Source organism: Variovorax sp. 350MFTsu5.1, from assembly GCF_048302515.1.
GTDB lineage: Bacteria > Pseudomonadota > Gammaproteobacteria > Burkholderiales > Burkholderiaceae_C > Variovorax > Variovorax guangxiensis.
Window position 1 is genome coordinate 1,285,487 of record NZ_CP157620.1, and the last position, 21,543, is coordinate 1,307,029.

A 21,543-nucleotide genomic window follows, 5' to 3' on the forward strand; every position below is an offset into this window, starting at 1 on the left:
CGAACATGCCCAGCTACAGATGGTTCCTTTCCTTGGCCCTCGCCGCCGCGTACATCGCGCCATGGCCGGCTCATGCGGCAACGGCCGATGCCTCTGCCTGCATGAACTCGGCGGCCGCGGACTGCTTGCGCAGCTTCACGCCGCCAGGGGCCGGCGGCGCGCTTCACTTCTACTCGTCGCTCGACCCCGACGCAGCGGCGACCGCCGGGCCGACCAGAGCGCTGATCGCCATGCACGGCCATTCGCGCGACGCCGACAAGACATTCGAGGCCGCGCTGCGCACCCTGCGCAACGCCGATGCGCTCGGCGACACGCTGGTGGTCGCGCCGCTCTTCCAGGTCGCGGCCGACAAGGCGGTGGCCGGCCGCTGCAACACCGTGGGCGTTCCGGTCGCGCAGCCCGGCGACCTGCTGTGGACCTGCGGCTCCTGGCTCGAAGGCGCGCGCTCGGCATCGGGCAATCGCGTAGGGTCCTTCGCGGTGATGGACGCGCTGGTCGCCGACATCGCGCGGCGCTGGCCCAGCCTGCGCACCATCACCGTCGCGGGCTTCTCGGCCGGCGGGCAGTTCGTGCAGCGCTACATCGCCTTCACGCAGCACGACGGCAAGCCGGCCATGCGCTATGTGGTCGCCGACCCGAGCACCTGGCTCTATTTCGACCCGGTGCGCCCGCAGTTCTCGGCCGACGGTGCCTCCGTGACCGGCTTCTCCACACCCGACGCAGCCGCGTGTCCGCAGATGAACCGCTGGAAATACGGCACCGACGACCTGCCCGCCCACCTGGGCCGCACCGCCGCGCAGGCACGCGAGCAGTACGCGCAGGCCGACATCAGCTATCTGGAAGGCGCGCTGGACAGCAACGACGCCAAGGGCACCGCCTACCGCGTGCTCGACAAGTCCTGCGCGGCGCTCGCCCAAGGCTCGTTCCGCATGCAGCGGGGCCTGGCCTATGCGGAATACGACCGCAAGCTGCTCGCGCCCGACAAGCGACGCGAGGTCGTGGTGGTGCCGGGCTGCGCGCACGACGTGGCCTGCGTGTTTCCCTCCGAGGCCGCGCGCGCTGCGCTGGTCGGGCCTCCACGCTGACCGGAGGAGCCTGCCGGCGGGCTTGACGTGATTTCCTTTATGGTGGACATTTCATCCAATATGAAGGAAATTAAGGAATCGGCCGAGACGGAAACCCCGTCCGGCCTCAACGACCGCATCGCCCAGCGTGTGCGCGACCTGCGCGCGGCAAGGGGCCTCTCGCTCGACGCCCTCGCCACGCACTGCGGCGTGAGCCGCTCGATGATCTCGCTCATCGAACGCGGCGAGAGCAGCCCCACCGCGGTGGTCCTGGAAAAACTTGCGACCGGCCTCGGCGTATCGCTGGCCTCGCTGTTCGAGGCGCCGGCCCCGGCTGCCGATCCGGTCTCGCGGCTGGCCGACCAGCTGCAGTGGCGCGATCCGCACTCCGGCTACCTGCGCAGGAACGTGTCGCCCGGCGGCGTCGCGTCGCCGATCCAGATCGTCGAGGTGGAGTTTCCGCCCGGCGCCCGCGTGGCTTACGAAACCTCGGCGCGCGAGCCGCTCATCCACCAGCAGGTGTGGGTGCTCGACGGCGTCATCGAACTCACCGTGGGCGACGAGCTGCACCGGCTCGCCACCGGCGACTGCCTGGCGATGGTGCTCGACCGCCCCACCAGCTTTCACAACCCCTCGCGCAAGAACACGCGCTATGCCGTCGTGATCGCGACCGCCCCTTCTTCCTGGAGATGAACATGACGACCGTTTCCGCCGGGACCACCCCGGCCGTCCGCCTGCTGGACACCGTTTCCGAAGCGCAGCTGCGCGGCCTTGCCGCCGTGCTGGCCGATTGCGTCGAGGGCGGCGCATCGGTGAGCTTCATGCAGCCGCTGACCGCGCAGCGCGCGCAGGCCTTCTGGCGTCGGGTGGCCGATGGCGTGGCGAGCGGCGAACGCGCGCTGCTGGTGGCGGAGGACGAGGAAGGCATCCTCGGCACGGTGCAGGTGGTGCTGGCGCAGCCCGAGAACCAGCCGCACCGCGGCGAGGTGGCGAAGATGCTCGTGCATCGACGCGCTCGGCGCCGGGGCATCGGCGCGCTGCTGATGAAGGCGGCCGAACGGGTAGCGCGCGAACGCGGCAAGACGCTCCTGGTGCTCGACACATCGAGTGCCGACGCCGAGCGGCTCTACGAGCGCTCGGGCTGGGTGCGTGTCGGATCGATTCCGGGCTTCGCGCTGCTGCCGCAGGGCGAGCCTTGCGACACCACCTTCTTCTATCGCGAGCTGAAGTGAAGGTCGGCGCGACGAGGGGCCGTTTCGCAACCCGCGCGGTCTAACGCGCGCCGAAGGCCGCGTTCTCGAACAGATCCTTGAACTCGCGCGGCTGCGAGCGCCAGTACTGGTGAGGCGCCTTCACCCGCGCGCCCAGTTCGGCAGCCGCATGCCAGGGCCAGCGCGGGTCGTAGAGGATCGCGCGCGCCAGCGACACCGCATCGGCCTGGCCGTTGGCGACGATAGCCTCCGCATGCGCGGGTTCGGTGATGAGCCCCACCGCGATGGTCGGCAGCCCGACCTCGGCCTTGATGCGTTCCGCGAACGGCACCTGGTAGCCCGCGCCCAGCGTGATCGCCTGCTGCGGCGACACGCCGCCGCTGGACACGTGGATGGCCGCGCAGCCGCGCTCCTGCAGCGCGCGCGAGAAGGCGACGGTGCTGTCTAGGTCCCATCCGCCGGGCACCCAGTCGCTGGCCGACACGCGCACCCACACCGGCCGATCGGCGGGGAACTCCTCGCGCACCGCCTCGAAGACTTCGAGCGGGAAGCGCAGGCGGTTCTCCAGGCTGCCGCCGTATTCGTCCTCGCGATGGTTGGCGATGGGCGAGAGGAACTGGTGCAGCAGGTAGCCGTGCGCCGCATGCAACTCGATGCCGTCGATGCCGAGCCGCGCGGCGCGGCGCGCGGTGGCCACGAAGGCGTCGCGCACGCGCGCCAGCCCGGCCGCGTCGAGCGCGATCGGCGTGTCTTCGCCGGGTGCATGCGGCACGGCCGAAGGAGCCCAGGCCTTCCAGCCGCCGGGTTCGCCGGGGCGAATCTGCTTGCCGCCCTCCCACGGTGCGCGGCTCGAAGCCTTGCGCCCCGCGTGGCCGAGCTGGATGGCGATCTTGATCGGCGAGTGCGCGCGCACCGCGTGGAGCACCCTGGCCAGTCCTTCCTCGTTGGCATCGGAGTAGAGCCCGAGGTCGCCGGGCGAAATGCGGCCGTCGGCCTCCACTGCCGTCGCCTCGATGATCAGCAGCCCCGCGCCGGAGAGCGCCAGGTGGCCCAGATGGATCAGGTGCCAGTCGCCCGGCGTGCCTTCGGTGGCGGAGTACTGGCACATCGGCGCGATGACGATGCGGTTGTCGATCCGCAGGGGGCCGAGCTGAAGGGGCTCGAAGAGATGGCTTCGGGGGCTGTCGCTGTCGCTGGTGCTCATGAGGGTGTGGCTCCGCAGGTCCGGTAATTCTGCTGTGGAGGCACGATCGTTGCAGCCGCCGTGGCGGAAGCCTTGCGGCTCGATGCGGTATGGATCAGGAGCGCCGCGATCACCATCGCCATGCCGGCGGCCTCGCTCGTGGTGGGCAGCCGGCCCATGGCCGCGCTCATCAGCAGCGCGGAAACCGGAACGAAGTTGAGGAACGCCGTGCCCGTGACGGCGCCGAGCGCGCGCACGCCGTAGTTGAAAGCCAGCACCGAGATGGCCGAAGGCACCACGCCCACGAAGAGCAGCGCATGCCACGACAGGCGCAGCCCTTCCACGCTCGGCACCGCGGACCAGCCCAGCACCGAGGCGCCGACCGCCGCCGCCAGCAGCACGGGCCACGAGGCCAGCACCGTGAGCGCGGTGTACTCGATCACGTCGAGTTCCGGAAGGCGCGCAGCCCCGCGCGTGTACCAGACCCAGCCCAGCGTGCCGACGAAGGCGATCGCGTCGCCCATCAGCGTGCTCGCCCCGCCAGGGGAGCCCGCGCCGCCGGCCAGCAGCCCCGAGACGGTCGCCACGCCCAGCAGCGCCAGTGCGCTGGTCAGCAGGGTGGTGCGCGTGGGGCGCACGCCGTCGAGCAGCCAGCGCACGATCTGCGTGGTCATCATGGGCGTGGTGGCGATGATGACCGCGCCGTGCGAGGGCACCGAATGCGCCAGCCCCACCAGCAGCATGACGCTGAACACGCCGAAGCCCGCCGCGCCGCGAAGCGCAAGCGGCCCCGCATGCCGGCGCAGCTTGCGCCACGGGGCGGCGCCGCGCGGCAGTATCAGCAGCACGAAGAGCAGCGCCGACAGCGTGTAGCGGATCAGCGTGAACCACACCGGTTCGACATGGTGGAGCACGCCCTTGCTCACGAGGAACAGGGAGCCCCACCCGGAGGTGGCGAGCAGCAGCGCGGCGGTGCCGGCGATGCGTTGGCGACGGGACATGGGAAACCAGCCTTTTCTTTGCGATGGATCGATGCCCCAAGAATCGGGGCTGCGGTCCGCCATTGCCATTCGCATCTTTGGACAGGGGGCTCCAAAAAAGCGAACGGACGCATCGGGCGCCGGCGCTCACAATCGGCGGCCATGGAGCTCTACCAACTCAAGACCTTCGTCGCCATCGCCCGCGAGGGCAGCCTGACCCGTGCCGCCGAACGCGTGTTCACCAGCGCGCCGGCGGTCAGCGCCCAGCTCAGGGCGCTGGAAGACGAGCTCGGCGTGAAGCTGTTCGAGCGCACGCCGCGCGGCATGTCGCTCACCGAGGCCGGCGTGCGCCTGCTCGACGAGGCCGAGCGCACGCTGGCATCGGCCATGCGCATGCGCTCGGCGGCCGACCAGCTGCGCGGGGCGGCGCAGGGCGTGGTTCGCTTCGGCACGGTGGTCGATCCGGTCGCGCTGCGGCTGGGCGAGGTGCTGGTGACGCTGGCGCAGCGGCATCCGCAGGTGGCGCTGCAGCTGAGGCAGGGGTTGTCGTACCAGACGCTCTCGGCCGTGCAGCGCGGCGATCTCGACTGCGCCTACGTGCTCAGCGACGCGGAGCACATCGAGGGACTGGAGCTGCACCGCCTCGGCGCGGTCGACCTGGTCGTGGTGCTGCCGGCGTCGGTGGCCGAGGCGCATCCCGGCCTGTCGCTCGACGAGCTCACGAACCTGCCGTGGGTCGGCACGCCACCCTCGTGCGTCCTGCGCGTGCATCTCGAGAAGCTCTTCGCTGGCGCAGGCCGCGAATACCGCCAGGGCCGCACGGCCGATGACGAAAGCGCCATCCGCAGCATGGTCGCAAGCGGCATGGGCGCGGGGCTGATCCGGCTCGACCAGGCGCAGCAGGGCGAGCGCAACGGCGAGCTCGCGATCTGGAACGGGTGGCGCTCGCACACCTGGCTGTGCTGGGTGGCGCCGGGCGGTGACCGGCGGGCAGTCGCGATCGAGGCAGTGAAGGAGGCCGTGATGGAGGCCTGGGCCTGAGGCTGCGCCTCGTGCGGGGCCGGCACGAGTGGGCATTGCCGGTCGGAGTTGCTGAGACTCCAGGCGCAGCGCATGGTCAGCCAGCGGTCAGGCCGCGCGCAAATTCCATGGATTGACGGGATGGCGGCCAGTGTCGCGGCCTGTCATGATTCGCGGCTGCATGAATCACGAGCCGAAGAATCCACTCGCAGATCTGTTGAACCGCGCCAGGCAGGCCCTGGCGGACCCGGCGGGCATGCTGCCTCCGGCGGCGCCGGTCACCGCCGAGGCGGGTTGCGTGGTCTTCTTCGCCATCGGCGAGGCCAGCAGCCGGGCCCGCGTGGCCTCGGGCCGGGGCTCGGACATCGAGGCCGCCTGGCGCGCCGCCGCCGATGCCGTCGCCGCGCAAGCCAGGCGCGGCGCGCAGCCTCCGCAGCGCCTTCGCGCGGAGATCGTCGACAAGGTCGTGCCGATGAGCTGGGGCGAGCTGAAGGCCAGGCTCGCGAAGACCAAGCGCAACTACTTCAACGAGGGAATCGCCTTCGACGCGCGCTTCGAGTTCGCCCTGCTCGCGCAGGAGATGCACGGCAGCGCCGTGCTCTACAACGGCGACGTGGACCATGCCGAGCCCAACACCGGCAACCTGCGGCTGCACACCAAGCGGCGCTTCGGCCGCGAGCTCGACTTTCCTTCCGACGACGCCGCGCCGGTGTGGTGCTTCACCACGCGGGCCGTGTACGTCGATGCCAAGGGCGCGTGCCCCGTCACCGCCGAGGGGCAGGCCGCGGGCTTTCGCGAACTGAGCGACTGGAACGCGCAGCAGGTTCATGCGCTGATCGACGACGCGGGCAACTACCTCGCCGCGCAGGTCAAGCCCACGGGCGAGTTCCACTACGGCTGGTTCCCCTGCTTCGACCGCACCATTCCCACCTACAACACGCTGCGCCACGCGAGCTCGACCTACGCGATGCTGGAGGCCTGGGAGCTCACGCGCAACGACGCGCTGAAGGCGGCCATCGACCGCTCGCTGGCCTTCCTCGCCGGCACGCTGATCCGTCCGGCCAACCTGCCCGACGGCACGCGCGCGGCCTACCTGCTGGACATTGGCAGCGAGATCAAGCTCGGCGGCAATGCCGTGTGCCTGCTCGCGCTGGTCAAGTACACCGAGCTCACCGGCGACGGGCAATACCTGCCGCTGCTGGAGAAGCTCGCGCTGGGCATCCGCCACATGCAGGACCCGGAGACCGGCAGCTTCGTGCACGTGCTCAATGCGCCCGCGCTCGACGTGAAGGACAAGTTCCGCGTCATCTACTACGACGGAGAGGCCGCCTTCGGGCTGATGCGCCTGTACGGCCTCACACGCGACGCGCGCTGGCTCGCGGTGGTGGAGAAGGCCTTCGAGCACTTCATCGCCGCCGAGCACTGGCGCGCGCACGACCACTGGCTGAGCTACTGCGTCAACGAGCTCACGCGCTACAGGCCCGAACTGCGCTACTACCGGTTCGGCCTGCAGAACGTGGCCGGGTACCTCGACTTCGTGCTGGAGCGCATCACCACCTTCCCCACGCTGCTCGAACTGATGATGGCCGCGCGCGACATGGTGCTGCGGCTGGAGGCCGACCCCGAGCTGCGCCCACTGCTGGCCGGGCTCGACCGCGACAGGTTCGACCGTGCGCTCGAATACCGCGCGCGCTACCTCGCCAACGGCCATTTCTGGCCCGAGCTGGCGATGTTCTTCCGCAACCCGGCGCGCATCGCGGGCTCGTTCTTCATCAAGCACCACAGCTTCCGCGTGCGCATCGACGACGTGGAGCACTATCTCTCGGGCTACGTGGCCTACCACCGCATGCTGAAGGCTGGCGAGGCCGCGGTAGCGGCCGACGCTGGAGACAACAACGCCACCGGCACCGTCGCATGGGGCGGCGACGTGAACCTCTCGCGCCGCCAGCACTACCGGCTGAAGGATCTCGGCGGCGCGCACAGGATGCTCGGCGACATCGCCGCGCTGCGCGAAGCCGACCTGGGCATCGTGAACCTCGAATGCGTGGTCGCCACCGTCGGCGAGCAGGGCGTGGACAAGGGCGAGGCCGGCCCGTACTACTACCGCGCGCGCCCCGAGATGCTCGCGGTGCTGACCGAGGCCGGCATCGGCATGGTCGCCACCGCCAACAACCACAGCGGCGACTACGGCCCCGAGGCGCTGATGGAACAGCAGGCCCTGCTGCAGGCCGCGGGCATCGCCCACGCCGGCACCGGCCGCACGCTGGAGGCCGCGCTGCGCCCGGCCTTTCGCCGCGCGGGCGGCGTGCGCGTGGCGCTGTTCTCGCTCGACGCCACGCAGCCGAGCTTCGCCGCCACAGCCGCCAGCGCGGGCGCCGCCTGGCTGCCGCTCGAAGACCCCGCCGCATGGACCGCCACGCTCGCGCCGCGCATCGAGGCCGCGCGCCGCGAGGCCGACGTGGTGCTGGTTGCGGTGCACTGGGGCGCCAACCTCGAGACTGAGCCCACGCAGGCCGAGATCGCCGTCGGCCATGCCATCGTCGATGCGGGCGCGGACGCGGTGCTGGGCACTTCGGCGCACGTGCTGCAGGGCATCGAGACGTACAAGGGCAGGCCCATCCTGCACGACGCCGGCGACCTGCTGTTCGACTCGGTGCGCAACGACTTCGGGGATTCCGGCGTCTTCACGCTGAAGCTGAGCCCGCGCGGCGTGGAGGAGGTGGTGTTCACGCCCGTGGGCGTGGGCTTCGGCTTCTCGCGCCAGCTCGAAGGCGACGAAGCGCGGGCATCGAGCGAACGCTTCACCGCGCAATGCAGCGCGCTCGGCACGCGGATGAGCCCGCTGCCGGGAGGCCGCTGCGCGGTGCGCCTGTCGCCGCCCGCGCGGCCCGCGTTCCATGCGGACCCGTCCGGCGCCGGCGTCCAGGACTTCCGGCCCGCTCGCGCCATTGCGCCCCTGCCGACGCCGCGGCCTGAGTGGCTGGTGGACGAGGTGCCCAGGGAGGCGCGCATCGCGCCGCTGCAATTCGGTCCGCTGCGCCTCTTGGGGCTGCGCTGCGTGCCCAGGCAGATCGTCGGCCGGCGCATGCTGTGGATCGAGTCTTTCTGGAGCATCGACGCGCCCGTCGCCGCCGACCTGCGCCTGCACTTCCGCGCCTTGCCGATGCGCAGCAAGCGCATGCCGCCATGGGGCGAGGGCATGGACCACGACCCCTGCGACTGGATGTGGCCCACCAGCCGCTGGGAGCCCGGGCGCATATACCGCGACCGCTACGGACTGCGTCCGCCGCGCGCCGGCCTGCTCGAAAGCGACGTGCTGCAGATCGAGGTGGCCGTGCGCGGCGACTGGCCCGAGCTGCCGCCCGCGCGGCGCCTCACGCTGTGGTGCGGCCTGCGCGTGCCGGATCTGCCCGTGCCGCTGCCGCAGCGCCCCGCGCCCGTGCTCTGGGCCGACCGGCCCGGCGCCGGCCCGAGCCCCGCACCCGTGTGGACCGCCGACGAATTGCAGCGCGCCACCGGCGGGCGCTGGCTGGTCGAGCCGCCGCCGGGCTGGTACGCCAACTCGGTGGTGCGAGGACCGGTGCATATGGGCGTGCTGCCGCAGCCCTCGCTCTTCGTCGCTTCCGACTACCGCACGCTGGCCGTGCACGAGAGCTACAGCAAGCCCAGCTCCGACAACTGGGACCGCCACCTGGAGCTGCCCCGCCTGCAGATGGCGTTGGCCGGGGCCGTGATCGCGCACACGGTGGAAGGGCTCGATGCGGCCTTCCCGCTGCTGCAGGCCGACGACCCCATCCGCGCGATGCTCGCCATGGGCGAGGCTGCGCGGGAGCGCTTCAAGGGCCTGGTGGTGGGCGTGACCGGCACCGTGGGCAAGTCGTCCACCATCGCGATGCTGCGCGACCTGCTGCCCGAGCGCGCGCGCGTGCACACCACCGTCTACAACTACAACTCGCGCGTCGGCGTGCCCGCCACGCTCGCGAACCTCGGGCCGGACACCGACGTGTGCATCCTAGAGATGGCGCAGAGCGGCCTATGGATGGACCGCGGCCCCATCTCGCTGATGGCCCGGCCGCACGTGGCCATCCTCACCGAGGTGGGGCTGTCGCAGACCCGGCAGGCTCCGACGCTGGAGCTCACGGCCGCCTACAAGTCGCGCATCTTCCTCGGGCTGGAGCCGGGCGGCGTGGCGATCGTGCCCGACCACATTCCCTGCCTGCGCCAGGTGGTGGACATGGCCGCGCTCACGGCCGGCGCGATCTGGGTGGTGGGCAGCGGGCCCGACGCCAATGTGCGGCTGATCGAGACCCGCCCCGAACCCGGCGGCGGCTGCCGCGTGCGCGTCGCCGCGCCGGGAGGCACCTTCGAATACCTCTTTCCGGTCGAGAGCGCGGGGCTGGTGCGCAATTCGCTGCTCGCGTTCGCGGCGCTGCTGGCCATGGGCTTCGACGGCGAGGCCGCCTGCGCGCGCATGCCGCAGGTGCGGCTGCCGGCATCGGTGATGCAGGTGCGTGCACTGCGTACGCAGGCCGGCGTGCAGGCCACGCTGATCGACGACAGCTGGAACGCCGAGGTCATGTCGATGCGCAACGCCATGGAGTTCGTGCGCAACTGGCAGCGCGCCGACAGCGGCCCGGGCGTGCTGCGCAAGATCGGCGTGCTGGGGCGCATCGTCAACCTCGACAAGGACGCCGAGGCCATGCACCGCAGCCTGGCCGCGCCGCTGCTGGCCTCGGGCATCGAGCACCTGGTGACGCACGGCAACGAGATGCGCTGGCTGCGCGAGGAAGTGCCCCCCGAGCTGCTCGGGCCGCACTTCGACGACGCCGCGCAGCTCGCGGGCTACCTCGGCGGCTTCCTGCGAGACGGCGACCTCGTGCTGGTGAAGGGCGACCGCGACCGGTCGGATTTCGGCAGCATCCCGGGGCTGCTGCAACGGCTATGAGGCTGCTGCACACGCTTCGAAGACTGCGCTTCGTGCTGCTGCTCGTGGCGCTGGCGCAGACCGCCTGCGCGCAGCGCACCGGGCCCGATGTGCCCAGAGTCTTCGCCGCCGGCGCCGACGAGGTGCTGTACTGGAACCAGCCCGCCGACCGCGCCCGCTGCCCCGACCGCAACGGCTTCCTGTGGGTGCAGGCGGCCGAGGGGCCGTCGTGCATCCGCTACTTCGCGAGCGACGACATCGACGGCGCGCGCATCGCCATCGTGCAGTTCTCGGGCGACCGCGACGGCGTGATGGACCAGGCGCCCACGCGCATCCCCGGGAACACCGAGGAGCTGCGCACGCTCGACGCGCAGCGCAGCCGCGACCGCGCGGGCGTGCCGTGGATCTTCGTGGCACGGCCCGGCACGTACGGCTCCTCGGGCGATCACCGCAAGCGCCGCCAGCTTGTGGAGTTCCACGCGCTCGATGCCGCGCTCGACGCGCTCATGCAGCGCCACCGGCTGCAGCGCATCGTGATCGTCGGCCACAGCGGCGGCGCCACGGCCGGCGCCGCGCTGCTCACGCTGGGGCGCACGCGCGTCGCCTGCGCGGTACTCACATCCGGTGCCTACGGCCTGCTGGAGCGCGCGCGCATGCTGGGCCGCTCGAAGGACGGCCGCACCGACACCACCGGCAGCACGCAGTTCTACGACCCGCTCGACCACGTGAACGGCATCGTGCGCGACCCGGCGCGGCGCATCGTGCTCATCGGCAACCGCGAGGACAGGAACACGCCCTATGCGCTGCAGGAGCGCTTCGCCGATGCCGTAGCCAAGGCCGGCCACCGCATCGAGCTGCGCACCCACGCGGCCGAGCCGCCCGACTTTCACGACCTCAAGGACCGCATCGCGCTGCATACCGCGTCGCAGTGCGCACGCGAGGCACTCTTTCCCTGATCACCGCACACATGAGCAATCGAGAACAGAAAAGCAGCGTCGCATCGCGCGAGTACGGGCGCATGCCCGACGGCCGCGTGGTCACCGAGTACACCCTCGACAACGGACTCGGGCTGAGCCTGAGTGCCATCAACGTCGGCGGCATCGTCACCGCGCTGCGCGTGCCCGACCGGCACGGGCGCAGCGGCAACGTGGTGCTGGGCCTGCCCTCGCTGGCCGACTACCTGGGGCCGCATCCGCACCTCGGAACCATCGTCGGGCGCTACGCGAACCGCATCGCGGGCGGGCGTTTCACGCTCGATGGCAAGGCGTACCAGCTGGGCCTGAACAACGGGCCCAATTCATTGCACGGCGGCGCGACGGGCTTCGGCAAGCGCTACTGGGAGATCGTGCCGGTTCCGGCGGAGCAGGCGGGAAGCGACGCCATCGCCATCGAGCTGAGCTACACCAGCGCCGACGGCGAAGAGGGCTACCCCGGCGAAGTGCGGCTCACGCTGCGCTACACGCTGAGCACCAGCGCGAACACCTGGCGCATCGACTACAGCGCCATCGCCGACAAGCCCACCGTGCTCAACCTGAGCCACCACGACTACTTCAACCTCGCCGGCAGCGGCTCGGTGATGGACCACCGCCTGATGCTTGCCGCGAGCCGCTACTGTCCGGTCGACGCGACGCTGATTCCGCTGGGCACAGCCGACGTGACGGGAACTCCCTTCGACTTCCGCACCGCGACCCGCATCGGCGAGCGCATCCGCGAAGGCCACGAGCAGCTGATGCGGGCCCATGGCTACGACCACAACTGGGTGCTGGACCGTGCCGACACCGAGCAAGGCCTGGCGCTCGCGGCCCGGCTGGAGCACGAGGCTTCCGGCCGCGTGATGGAAGTGCACACCAGCGAGCCCGGCGTGCAGTTCTATTCGGGCAACTTCCTCGACGGCAGCCTGCTGGGCAGCGCGGGCGCGAGCATCAGGCAGGGCGACGGGCTGTGCCTGGAGGCGCAGCATTTCCCCGATTCGCCGAACCAGCCGGAATTTCCGTCGACGGTACTGCGGCCCGGGGAGCGCTTCCACAGCGCGACGGAGCATCGGTTCAGCCTGCTTGGCTGAAGCTGCACCTGCGCGCTCAGGACGGCCTGGCCTTCTTCGGTTCGTCCTTCAGCATCGAGATGACGGCCTCGCGCAGCCACCGGTGGGCCAGCGAGGAGTCCCAGCGCGAATGCCAGGCGATGGAGTACATCCTGTTCGAAACCATGCCCGGCATCGGGACGATGCAGAGGTCGAACTGGTCGGCCAGGATCTTCGCGACGCGCATCGGCAGCGTGATCACCGCGTCGCTGCCGCGCATGGCGAAGGGCGCCTGCGCCATGGCCGAGACGAACATCGGAAACTTGCGCTTGGGCAGCTCATGCTGCCTGAGCAGTTCGTCCACGTCGTTATCGCGCCCGAGCATGTTGACGGTGCTGATGAACCTCATGCCGGCGAGGTCGGCCAGCTTGAGCTTCTTGCCGGCGAGCGGGTGGTCGCGGCGCATGAGGCACACGCGCTTCTCTTCGAAGAGCGGCACGAAGCTGGTGTTGTGGGCCTGCTGGTCGAAGCGGCCGATCGTGATGTCGATGGCGCCCGTCTCCAGTTGCTCGACGGGCGTGATGTCTCCGTAGGTCGGCACGAAGTAGGCCGACGCGTTGGGCGCTCCGGACTCGAGGAACCGGTGAAGGGCCGGCGCCAGCAGAAGCTCGATGGCGCTCGTGGCGCCGATCTTGAAGACCTGGGTGGATTCGGCCGGGCGGAAGCCGCCGCCCTCCGAGAGCGCGGTGTCGACGGCTTCCAGCGCCCGCCGCACCGAATCGCGCAGCCTGCGGGCCAGCGCGGTGGGCTCCAGCTTTCCGCGCACCCGGACGAAGAGCGGGTCGGAGAGCTCTTCCCTCAGCCGCGCCAGGTCGCGGCTCACGGCCGGCTGGGTGCGGGCGAGCCTGTCGGCGGTTCTGGTGACGCTGTTCGTCTCCATCAGCGATTCGAAGACGAGCAGCAGGTTCAGGTCGAAGCGCCTGAGCGACAGGAGATCCATTTCCGCTCCTTGTGAGCCGGTCTTTGCGGCGGTTTCTGGTGGCTCTGGAATATACCGGGCATGGTATGGAGGGGCGCAAAAATATGATTTCCCATGAGGGTTGCCGCTCGGGATACTTCCGTCCAGAACCTGCATTGCAGCCGCAACGCGGACCCACCCACAGACGGAGACGGACATGAGAAATGCCTTCACGAAAGCGCTCAGGGGCCTGCTGCCCGTGATCGCGGTATCCATCGCGGCCACCGCATCCGCCCAGGAGGCGTACCCGGCAAAGCCGATCCGGCTGGTCGTGCCTCTTCCTCCGGGCGGCGGCGCTGACGGCCTGGCCCGCATCTGGAGCGACTACGCCTCGCGCACGCTGGGAACCCCGGTGGTGGTGGAGAACCGCGCCGGCGTGAACGGGTCGCTTGCCGCGGCCTTCGTGGCCAGCCAGCCCGCCGACGGCTACACGGTGCTGATGACCACGCAGTCGAACCTGGCGCTCAACCGCTTTTCGTACGGCAAGCTGAACTACGACCCGGACCAGAGCTTCGCGGGCATCGGCATTCTCGCGACCACGCCGCAGGTGCTGCTGGCGCACAGCGGGGTTGCGGCCAACACCCTCACGGAATTCATCAGCCTCGCGAAGGCCGCGCCGGGCAAGTACTCGTACAGCTCGGCGGGCAAGGGCAACTCCACGCACCTGAACATGGAGATCATGGCCAGGCACTTCGGCGTGAACCTGCTGAACGTGCCGTACAAGGGCAGCGCGGCGGCACTTCTGGCCACGGTGAGCGGCGAGACGCCGCTGACGAGCGCGGTGATGTTCTCGGCCATGCCGTTCATCAAGGACAGGAAGGTCAAGCCGCTGGTGGTGTTCTCCGACAAGCGGCTGGCGGACCTGCCCGGCGTGCCCACGCTGGCCGAGGCCGGTATTCCCAAGTCGCTGGGGGGCGGCTGGTATGCGCTCGTGGTGCCCAAGGGCACGCCCGAGGCCATCGTGCAGAAGCTCAACGGCGTGACCACGAAGATGTGGGCGGATGCCGATGCGCGCCAGAAGCTCAACACCATCTACATGGCCGAGCCCGCCGACAAGGCGCCCGCGGCGGTGCGCACCGCGACGCGGCAGGACGTCGACCAATGGGGCCCGCTGGTCAAGTCCCTGAACTTGACCGCGCAGTGATCGTTCGTCGACATGAGCACCACCACGCAATTCTTCCCCCTCGTCGACGTTACGGGCGAGGCCTACGAGCGCGGGCTGCAGCACGGCCGCGCGGTGCCCGAGAGGGTGGCCGCGGGTGCGGCGCTGTACCGGGCGCAGCTCGGGCACCGTGGCCTCGACGACGCCACCATCGAACGCCTCGCGCGCTCGATGCTTCCGCAGATCGAGGCATTCGATCCGCTCTGCCTCGACGAGATGCGCGGCATTGCCGACGGCTCCGGCGTGTCGCTGGAGAACGTCGTCACCATCAACTGCCGCACCGAGATGCTCTATGGCTTCTCGCGCATGAAGGAGGAGGCGATGCGCCACGACGCGACCGAGGATGGCGACTGCACCGGCCTGGTCGTGCTGCCGAAGCGCTCGGCCACGGGCCGGCTGATGCATGCGCACAACTGGGACTGGCGCGAGGAGTGCGTGGACAGCTGCATCGTCCTGCGCATCCGCAACGCGAAGGGGCCGGACATCCTGGCCTTCACTGAAGCCGGCGCGCTGGCGCGGCACGGCCTCAACAGCCATGGCGTATCGCTGACCGGCAACGCGATGTCCTGCCACAAGGACTTCCAGGGCGGCCCCGGCGCGCCGGTGGTGCTGCTGCGCCGGCGGCTGCTCGAATCGACCAACCTCGCGCATGCGATGCGGACCGTGTGGAGCGCGCGGCGCTACTGCTCCAGCAACATGATCCTGGCGCAGAGCAGCGCCACCGACGGCTGCTGCGTCAGCCTCGAAGCGGCGCCCGACGAGGTCTACTGGATGCTCCCGCAGGACGACGTGCTCGTCCATGCCAACCACTGGCTGTCTTCCGTGGCGCTCGCGAAGCTGCACGATCCGGGGCTGGCGGCGCGGCCCGACAGCCTCTACAGGCAGCACAGGGTCGAGAGCGCGATGCGCTCCGTCGTGTCGCGCGGCATCGGGTGGAGCGACATCCGTTCGGCGCTGGCGGACGACTTCGGCTACCCCGACGGTGTTCTGCGAAGCCCCAAACCCGCGGACTTCAGCAGCATCTCCGCCACCGTGGCGACGACGCTGATGGATGCCGCCAACGGCGTGATGTGGGTGGCGCGCAAGCCCTACGAAAGCCGCGAGTTCCAGGAGTACGCGCTCTAGGCGCCCCCACATTGCCGCAACTGCACGAGGATCGGTTCTTGTATCTCGGCGTCTTCGACATCTTCAAGATCGGCATCGGCCCTTCCAGCTCGCACACCGTCGGCCCCATGCGCGCCGCGCGGATGTTCGCCGCGAAGCTGGAGGGCGACGGCATGCTCGGCCGAGTCCACCGCATCCGCAGCGAGCTGTACGGATCGCTGGGCGCGACCGGAAAGGGCCACGGTTCCGACACGGCCACGCTGCTCGGCCTGTGCGGGCACGACCCGGAAACCATCGACGTCGATCGCGTGCCGGAGCTGGTGCACGGTATCCACGCCAGCGGCTCGCTCGCCGTGGGTGGCCGGCACCGCATCGCATTCAGCGAGAAGACCGACCTGCTGTTCTTCGCTGGCAGGACGCTGCCGCTGCATGTGAATGGCATGCGCTTCGTCGCGCTCGATGCCGGCGGCGAGGAGCTCACCGCGCAGGTCTACTACTCCATAGGCGGCGGCTTCGTGATCGACGACTCGGGCGTACGGGATGCGTCCGGCGACGTGGCGCCCCCCGTTCCCTTCGAGTCGAGCGCAGACCTGCTGGAGGCCGCGTCCCGGCTGCGATGCAGCATCGCGGACATCATGCGCCGCAACGAGCGCGGCATCCGCCCCGAGCAGCAGACCGTCGACGGCCTGATGAATATCTGGGCGGTGATGCAGTCGTGCATCGAACGCGGCTTCCGCGCCGACGGCGTGCTGCCCGGCGCCTTCAGGGTGAGAAGGCGGGCGCCCGAGCTGCACCGCGCCCTGCAGTCGGCGGCCGGCACGGACCCCTTCGAGCTGATGGACTGGGTGAACCTGTTCGCGCTGTCCGTGAACGAGGAGAACGCGGCGGGCGGGCGCGTGGTGACGGCGCCCACGAATGGCGCGGCGGGCATCGTGCCGGCGGTGCTGAGCTACCACATGCGGTTCAACCCGGCGGCCACCGAACGCTGTGTGGTCGACTTCCTGCTGACGGCGGCCGCCATCGCGATCCTCTACAAGAAGAACGCGTCGATCTCCGGCGCGGAAGTGGGCTGCCAGGGCGAGGTGGGCGTGGCCTGCTCGATGGCCGCGGGCGCGCTCTGCGCGGTGATGGGCGGCACGCCGGAACAGGTCGAGAATGCCGCCGAGATCGGCATGGAGCACCACCTCGGGCTGACCTGCGATCCGGTGGGCGGCCTGGTGCAGATTCCCTGCATCGAGCGCAACGCGCTCGCCTCGGTGAAGGCCATCAATGCGGCCCGCATGGCGCTTCGCGGCGACGGCTCGCACCATGTGAGCCTGGACAAGGTCATCAAGACCATGCGCGAGACCGGCGCGGACATGAAGTCCAAGTACAAGGAGACGGCGCGCGGCGGGCTGGCCGTCAACGTCGTCGCCTGCTGAGCGGCAGCCTCCGGCGACGCGCGCCTATGGCCGCTCCCTGGCCTCGCTCCGGATGATCTGGTGCAGCGTGCGCAGCAGCACCTCGGGCTGCACCGGCTTGAACATCACCACCAGGCCGCTGGCATAGGCCGCGCGCACGCGCTCGGGGTCGGTGTCGCCGGTGACGAGGATGGTGGGCACGCGGCGGCCCGCGAGCTGGCGCAGCTCGGCCGTCGCCTGGATGCCATCCTGCGGGTCTGCCAGCCGGAAGTCGATGATGAAGGCGTCGAAGCCGTCGGGCGTGGCCCGCACCTGCGCGCAGGCGTCGGCCACGCGGCTGGTGATCTCGATGCGCTCGCAGTAAGGGGCCAGCCACATGCGCACGGCTTCGCCCACGGGCTGCTCGTCGTCCAGCAGAAGAACGCGCGGAGGCACGAGCGGGAGTTCGGTGGCGTCTGCGCTGGCGGTATCGGGGGCGGCGGCAGGTGCCACGAGCGCCGCCGGTGCGGCGGGCGGCCGGCGCGGCAGGTCGACCCAGAATACGCTGCCGCGGTCCTGCCGCGAGCGCACGCCGATCTCGCCGCTCAACAGGTCGACCAGCCGCTTCACGATGGCCAGCCCGATGCCCAGCCCGCGCGCCACGTCGCGCTGCGGGTTGTCGACCTGGTAGAACTCGTCGAACACATGTGGCAGGTGCTCGGGCGCAATACCCAGGCCGGTGTCCCACACGGCCAGGCGCAGGCGGTCGCCGCGCGGCCGCGCGCTCACGAGGATGCCGCCGCTGCGCGTGTACTTCAGCGCGTTGTCGACGAAGTTGGTCAGCACGCGCAGCAGCAGGTCGGGGTCGGTCTGCAGCCATTCGGGCGCGGTGTGGAAGCGCAGCGACAAACCCGCCTGCTGGGCCCGTGGCTCGAAGAGCTGCGCGAGCCGCAGGAAGAGCGGGTCCACCGCGATCTCCATGGGCTGGGGCACCACGGTGCCCGCGTCGATCTTGGAGATGTCGAGCATCGCGTTGAGCAGGCCGCTGACCGCGTCGGTGGCCTGCACCACGCGGCCTGCCACGGGGGCGAGCGGGTGGTCCGCGAGGTCGCGCTCCAGCGAGCGCGAGAACAGCGCCAGCGCATGCACCGGCTGGCGCAGGTCGTGGCTGGCTGACGCGAAGAAGCGGCTGCGCTCGCGGTTCAGGCGCTGCAGCTCGAAGGACTGGCGCATCAGCTGCTCGCTCAGCAGCTCCTTGTCGATCTGGTCCGACAGGCTGCGGCGGATGAGCTGGTGCTGCGACAGCGCATAGCGCGCCATCGAGCCGCCGAACAGCAGCCCGACCACGCAGGCGAACCAGCCGTCGGTGCCGCCCATCCACGCGAAGCGCGTGACCACGCCCAGCGTGAGCGGAATGGTGACCACCGGGACCATCGCGCGCCAGGTGGCGATCACCGGCACCGAGCCCATCAGCACCGCGAACATGCCCAGCAGCAGGATCAGGATGCGCGTGGGCGATTCGGTGCCGGGCGGCATCAGCGCCCAGGGTGCCAGCGTCCACATGGCCATGTAGGTGCCCAGCGGCAGCATGAAGCGCCATGCGCCGTCGGGCTGGCGCAGGGTGAATTCGGGCTCGGGGTAGAGGCGCGCGTTCCAGCGCATGAACACCAGCCGGAGGCTGAGCAGCGCGCAGGTCGCGATGCCCCAAGTCAGTGCGCCGAGGCCGCGCGTCATCCAGAAGAACACCCCCGCCATCGCGATGGCCGCCGCGAGCGCCGTCAGCACCGTGGGCGGGCCCATCACGAACATGCGCCGCAGCAGGCGCTCGCGGACCAGTTGGGCGTGGGAGTCGGCGATGCCGGGCGGGGCACCGGTGCCCGCGAGCGTGCCCTCAGGCACGGAGGAGGTTGCTCCCTGCGTACTCATGGGCGGCAGTGTAAGAGGGCGATGTGTGCTGCTGGAGTCAGTAGAGGCTGTAGTGGTAGTCGTAGCTGCGCATCCATAGCCGCGGCTTCTTCGGCTCGTCGAAGCTCAGCTGCAGCAGGTTGCGTGGGTGGGCTGTGTCGATCAGCAACTGCTTTTCGGTCTCGGGCGAGTCGGCCTGCGAGAGGGCGAAGCGCTTGAAGACGCCGGTCAGGGCGGCCTCCGCAGTCTGTGGTCTGTAGTCGTCGTCCAGCAGCAGTTCGGGCTCGGCGATGCGCTCCTGGTGCAGCCAGTACCAGACCCCCTCGTTCGGCGTCGCGGGTTGCGCGCCGGGGTTGCCGTGGTCGCCGGTGGTGTTGGACGGCTCGTTAGGCACCACGCCCTCCGGGTCCCAGGCGAGGGCGCCGAGGCCGTCGCCGATCTCCACAAACACCGCCACGCTGCGGCGGTAGCGGGAGAGGACGGTGGGCGGCAGCAGGGCATCGAAGCCGCCGTTGCCGTCGCCGTATCCGCCAAGCCCGAGCAGCAGGCCTTCGGCCGTCTGCAGGCGGTGGGGCTGCAGGAAGTACGAGTTGTCGATCCGGATGTCGGCTTCGGCAAGCAGCACGCGCAGCGGGGAGGGCAGTGTGGTGCCGAGGCGGGCTTCGGCTTCGAGCAGCGCGGCCTCGGCCTCGGCGTTAGTGCCGGCGGGCAGACGGGCGTTGCCGACCTCCACCAGCCCGGAGAGTTCGGCGAAGGCGCGGATGCGCTCGACCAGCGGCCTGGCGGGATCGTAGAGAGGGTGGGAGATGCGGGCCATGTCGAGCACCGACCAGCGCCGCCTGAACGATGTGGCCTTGCCCTGGGCATCGACGTGCGATCCGCGCAGCTCGAGCCGACTCAAGTTCTCCGGCAGCTCGAACACCACCGAGGGCAGCTTCTTCAGCCCTGGCAGCGTGGCCGTGTGCTCCAGCCTCGCGATGGCCTTGCCATCCGCCAGCACGTCGGCATTCACCTGCTCGCCGACCTGGAGCCATGGATGGATGCCTGCACGCCCCTTCGCCGCGTGCAGCGGCGGTGCGTCTCCCGCGAAGACTTTGGAAAAGAGATTGCCGATGTAAGAAGAAAGAAGCGCTGCCATGTTCGATGTGTGGATATCGCCGCCCGGGAGTCGATGCGCGGGTGCCGCGCAGCAGGACGCCGAGTATCGTTTCACGAAACTCCCGCACGCACTTCACCTCGACTTCACCGCGCGTGGGCACACTGCGTCCCGACAGCGGTTCGGCGCTGGTAGAGGCAAAAAAAGAGGGGGAGGGAAACCGCTCAGGGACCGCCTCGATGCCAGCCGCTGTCGCCATTCAACCGGCGTGTTCAAGGCCCTGCGGCCTTGAACACCGCCACCACCCCAAGCTCCAAAGCTCCCGCCGTCAGGCCTTCGACGACAGGCGCCGCCGCGCCTTGACCGCGGACGCCAGCCCTTCGAGCACCGGCACCGTCTGCGCGAAGCCGATGCAGGCATCGGTGATCGACACGCCGTGCTTGAGCGGCACGCCGGGCTTCAGGTCCTGCCGTCCCTCTTCCAGGTGGCTTTCGATCATGATGCCCGTGATGCGCCGTTCGCCGCCCGCGATCTGCGCCGCCACGTCTTCGGCCACCACGATCTGGCGCTGATGCTGCTTGCTGCTGTTGCCGTGCGAGACGTCGATCATCACCTGCGGGCGCAGGCCGTTGGCCAGCAGCGCCTCGCAGCTCGAGGCGACGTCGGCGGCCGAGTAGTTGGGCGCCTTGCCGCCGCGCAGGATCACGTGGCAGTCGTCGTTGCCGCGGGTCTCGAAGATCGCGGACATGCCCATCTTGGTCATGCCCATGAAAGCGTGCGGGGCGCGCGCGGCGAGGATGGCGTCGGCCGCGACCTTCACGCTGCCGTCGGTGCCGTTCTTGAAGCCCACGGGGCAGCTCAGGCCCGAGGCCAGCTGACGGTGGCTCTGGCTCTCGGTGGTGCGCGCGCCGATGGCGCCCCAGGCGATCAGGTCGGCGATGAACTGCGGGCTCAGCAGGTCGAGGAACTCGGTGCCGGTCGGCAGGCCCAGCGTGGTCAGCTCCAGCAGCAGGCGGCGCGCGCGCTCCAGCCCTTCGTTGATCGCGAAGCTGCCGTCCAGGTGCGGGTCGTTGATGTAGCCCTTCCAGCCGACGGTGGTGCGCGGCTTCTCGAAGTAGGCGCGCATCACGATGATCAGGTCGTCCTGCAGCGAGTCTGCGACCTTCTTCAGGCGCTGCGCGTACTCGATGGCCTGGTCGTGGTCATGGATGGAGCAGGGGCCGACCACCACCACCAGCCGGTCGTCGCGATCGTGCAGCACGTCGGCGATCTCCGTACGGCTGCGCTCGACCAGCGCCAGCGTGTTGTCGCGCACCGGCACGCGCTCCTGCAGCAGCGCGGGCGTGATGAGCGGACGGACCGCGCCGATGCGCACGTCGTCGATGCGGGTGGTGTCGAGCGTGCTGTCGCGGGAGCCGATTTCGGCGTCGTGGAGGGGGTCGTCGAGGCGGGGCATGGTCGTTGATGCGGTTTCCGG

Annotated in this window: 16 protein-coding genes; 10 read left to right on the forward strand and 6 right to left on the reverse strand. The window is 70.1% G+C overall.

Annotation, left to right across the window (positions count from 1 at the left end; all coding sequences use genetic code 11):
• The first annotated feature begins 5 nt into the window (after positions 1-5).
• From ABL843_RS05585 to ABL843_RS05595, 3 genes are read left to right on the forward strand one after another with little or no spacing between them, the layout of a single operon-like run.
• Positions 6-1,085: a hypothetical protein gene (locus ABL843_RS05585; RefSeq protein ID WP_418119240.1), complete on the forward strand. Its 1,080-nt coding sequence runs from the start codon at positions 6-8 to the stop codon at positions 1,083-1,085.
• A gap of 60 nt (positions 1,086-1,145) precedes the next feature.
• Positions 1,146-1,757 carry a helix-turn-helix domain-containing protein gene (locus tag ABL843_RS05590; RefSeq protein ID WP_418119241.1) on the forward strand — a complete coding sequence of 204 codons (612 nt, stop codon included), beginning with the start codon at positions 1,146-1,148 and terminating at the stop codon, positions 1,755-1,757.
• The gene (locus tag ABL843_RS05595) at positions 1,754-2,296 is read left to right on the forward strand and encodes an N-acetyltransferase family protein (protein ID WP_418119242.1); all 543 of its coding nucleotides are present in this window, start codon (positions 1,754-1,756) and stop codon (positions 2,294-2,296) included. The genes ABL843_RS05590 and ABL843_RS05595 overlap by 4 nt, the downstream gene beginning before the upstream one ends.
• Positions 2,297-2,336: 40 nt before the next feature.
• On the opposite strand, the gene ABL843_RS05600 is transcribed toward ABL843_RS05595, so the two are convergent.
• Together ABL843_RS05600 and ABL843_RS05605 are read right to left on the reverse strand one after the other, a co-directional pair.
• Positions 2,337-3,479 carry an NADH:flavin oxidoreductase/NADH oxidase gene (locus ABL843_RS05600; protein ID WP_418119243.1) on the reverse strand — a complete coding sequence of 381 codons (1,143 nt, stop codon included), beginning with the start codon at positions 3,477-3,479 and terminating at the stop codon, positions 2,337-2,339.
• Positions 3,476-4,459, reverse strand: coding sequence for a DMT family transporter (locus tag ABL843_RS05605; RefSeq protein ID WP_418119244.1), 984 nt, complete (start codon positions 4,457-4,459; stop codon positions 3,476-3,478). Before ABL843_RS05605 ends, ABL843_RS05600 begins: the two co-directional genes overlap by 4 nt.
• A 141-nt stretch (positions 4,460-4,600) precedes the next feature.
• On the opposite strand from ABL843_RS05605, the gene ABL843_RS05610 reads away from it, so the two are divergent.
• The 4 genes from ABL843_RS05610 (at position 4,601) to ABL843_RS05625 (ending at position 12,444) form a co-directional block, all read left to right on the forward strand.
• On the forward strand, positions 4,601-5,479 hold the full coding sequence (locus ABL843_RS05610) for a LysR family transcriptional regulator (RefSeq protein ID WP_418119245.1): 879 nt from the start codon (positions 4,601-4,603) through the stop codon (positions 5,477-5,479).
• A 145-nt stretch (positions 5,480-5,624) separates the two neighbouring features.
• Positions 5,625-10,403 (forward strand): CapA family protein, encoded by a 4,779-nt coding sequence (locus tag ABL843_RS05615; protein WP_418119246.1) that lies wholly within the window; start codon positions 5,625-5,627, stop codon positions 10,401-10,403.
• A complete protein-coding gene (locus ABL843_RS05620) occupies positions 10,400-11,338 on the forward strand; it encodes an alpha/beta hydrolase family protein (RefSeq protein ID WP_418119247.1) in 939 nt (312 codons plus the stop codon). The genes ABL843_RS05615 and ABL843_RS05620 overlap by 4 nt, the downstream gene beginning before the upstream one ends.
• A gap of 11 nt (positions 11,339-11,349) precedes the next feature.
• A complete protein-coding gene (locus tag ABL843_RS05625; protein WP_418119248.1) occupies positions 11,350-12,444 on the forward strand; it encodes an aldose epimerase family protein in 1,095 nt (364 codons plus the stop codon).
• A gap of 16 nt (positions 12,445-12,460) precedes the next feature.
• Here ABL843_RS05625 and ABL843_RS05630 read toward each other — a convergent pair whose 3' ends face one another.
• Positions 12,461-13,402 (reverse strand): LysR family transcriptional regulator, encoded by a 942-nt coding sequence (locus tag ABL843_RS05630; RefSeq protein ID WP_418119249.1) that lies wholly within the window; start codon positions 13,400-13,402, stop codon positions 12,461-12,463.
• Between the two features lie 175 nt (positions 13,403-13,577).
• Here ABL843_RS05630 and ABL843_RS05635 point away from each other — a divergent pair, with 175 nt between their 5' ends.
• The 3 genes from ABL843_RS05635 to ABL843_RS05645 are packed head-to-tail and all read left to right on the forward strand — an operon-like array spanning position 13,578 to position 17,107.
• Entirely contained in the window at positions 13,578-14,564 is a 987-nt protein-coding gene (locus tag ABL843_RS05635) for a Bug family tripartite tricarboxylate transporter substrate binding protein (protein ID WP_418119250.1), read from the forward strand.
• Positions 14,565-14,576: 12 nt separating this feature from the next.
• On the forward strand, positions 14,577-15,707 hold the full coding sequence (locus ABL843_RS05640) for a C45 family autoproteolytic acyltransferase/hydolase (RefSeq protein WP_418119251.1): 1,131 nt from the start codon (positions 14,577-14,579) through the stop codon (positions 15,705-15,707).
• A 38-nt stretch (positions 15,708-15,745) separates the two neighbouring features.
• On the forward strand, positions 15,746-17,107 hold the full coding sequence (locus ABL843_RS05645; RefSeq protein WP_418119252.1) for an L-serine ammonia-lyase: 1,362 nt from the start codon (positions 15,746-15,748) through the stop codon (positions 17,105-17,107).
• Between the two features lie 24 nt (positions 17,108-17,131).
• Here the strand turns inward: ABL843_RS05645 and ABL843_RS05650 are convergent, their stop codons facing one another.
• The 3 genes from ABL843_RS05650 to ABL843_RS05660 form a co-directional block, all read right to left on the reverse strand.
• Positions 17,132-18,991: a hybrid sensor histidine kinase/response regulator gene (locus ABL843_RS05650; RefSeq protein ID WP_418119253.1), complete on the reverse strand. Its 1,860-nt coding sequence runs from the start codon at positions 18,989-18,991 to the stop codon at positions 17,132-17,134.
• 37 nt (positions 18,992-19,028) lie between these two features.
• Positions 19,029-20,108, reverse strand: a complete 1,080-nt coding sequence (locus ABL843_RS05655; RefSeq protein ID WP_418119254.1) for a hypothetical protein — start codon at positions 20,106-20,108, stop codon at positions 19,029-19,031.
• A 286-nt stretch (positions 20,109-20,394) separates the two neighbouring features.
• The gene (locus ABL843_RS05660) at positions 20,395-21,522 is read right to left on the reverse strand and encodes a 3-deoxy-7-phosphoheptulonate synthase (RefSeq protein WP_418119255.1); all 1,128 of its coding nucleotides are present in this window, start codon (positions 21,520-21,522) and stop codon (positions 20,395-20,397) included.
• Positions 21,523-21,543: the final 21 nt, after the last annotated feature.

What these genes read in the sequence shown, in the direction of transcription:
- ABL843_RS05630 (WP_418119249.1), bottom strand. Translation starts at nt 13,402, where the DNA reads ATGGATCTCCTGTCGCTCAGGCGCTTCGACCTGAACCTGCTGCTCGTC.
- ABL843_RS05660 (WP_418119255.1), bottom strand. Translation starts at nt 21,522, where the DNA reads ATGCCCCGCCTCGACGACCCCCTCCACGACGCCGAAATCGGCTCCCGC.
- ABL843_RS05600 (WP_418119243.1), bottom strand. Translation starts at nt 3,479, where the DNA reads ATGAGCACCAGCGACAGCGACAGCCCCCGAAGCCATCTCTTCGAGCCC.
- ABL843_RS05640 (WP_418119251.1), top strand. Translation starts at nt 14,577, where the DNA reads ATGAGCACCACCACGCAATTCTTCCCCCTCGTCGACGTTACGGGCGAG.
- ABL843_RS05585 (WP_418119240.1), top strand. Translation starts at nt 6, where the DNA reads ATGCCCAGCTACAGATGGTTCCTTTCCTTGGCCCTCGCCGCCGCGTAC.
- ABL843_RS05635 (WP_418119250.1), top strand. Translation starts at nt 13,578, where the DNA reads ATGAGAAATGCCTTCACGAAAGCGCTCAGGGGCCTGCTGCCCGTGATC.
- ABL843_RS05610 (WP_418119245.1), top strand. Translation starts at nt 4,601, where the DNA reads ATGGAGCTCTACCAACTCAAGACCTTCGTCGCCATCGCCCGCGAGGGC.
- ABL843_RS05620 (WP_418119247.1), top strand. Translation starts at nt 10,400, where the DNA reads ATGAGGCTGCTGCACACGCTTCGAAGACTGCGCTTCGTGCTGCTGCTC.
- ABL843_RS05615 (WP_418119246.1), top strand. Translation starts at nt 5,625, where the DNA reads ATGATTCGCGGCTGCATGAATCACGAGCCGAAGAATCCACTCGCAGAT.
- ABL843_RS05655 (WP_418119254.1), bottom strand. Translation starts at nt 20,108, where the DNA reads ATGGCAGCGCTTCTTTCTTCTTACATCGGCAATCTCTTTTCCAAAGTC.
- ABL843_RS05650 (WP_418119253.1), bottom strand. Translation starts at nt 18,991, where the DNA reads ATGAGTACGCAGGGAGCAACCTCCTCCGTGCCTGAGGGCACGCTCGCG.
- ABL843_RS05595 (WP_418119242.1), top strand. Translation starts at nt 1,754, where the DNA reads ATGAACATGACGACCGTTTCCGCCGGGACCACCCCGGCCGTCCGCCTG.
- ABL843_RS05590 (WP_418119241.1), top strand. Translation starts at nt 1,146, where the DNA reads ATGAAGGAAATTAAGGAATCGGCCGAGACGGAAACCCCGTCCGGCCTC.
- ABL843_RS05605 (WP_418119244.1), bottom strand. Translation starts at nt 4,459, where the DNA reads ATGTCCCGTCGCCAACGCATCGCCGGCACCGCCGCGCTGCTGCTCGCC.
- ABL843_RS05625 (WP_418119248.1), top strand. Translation starts at nt 11,350, where the DNA reads ATGAGCAATCGAGAACAGAAAAGCAGCGTCGCATCGCGCGAGTACGGG.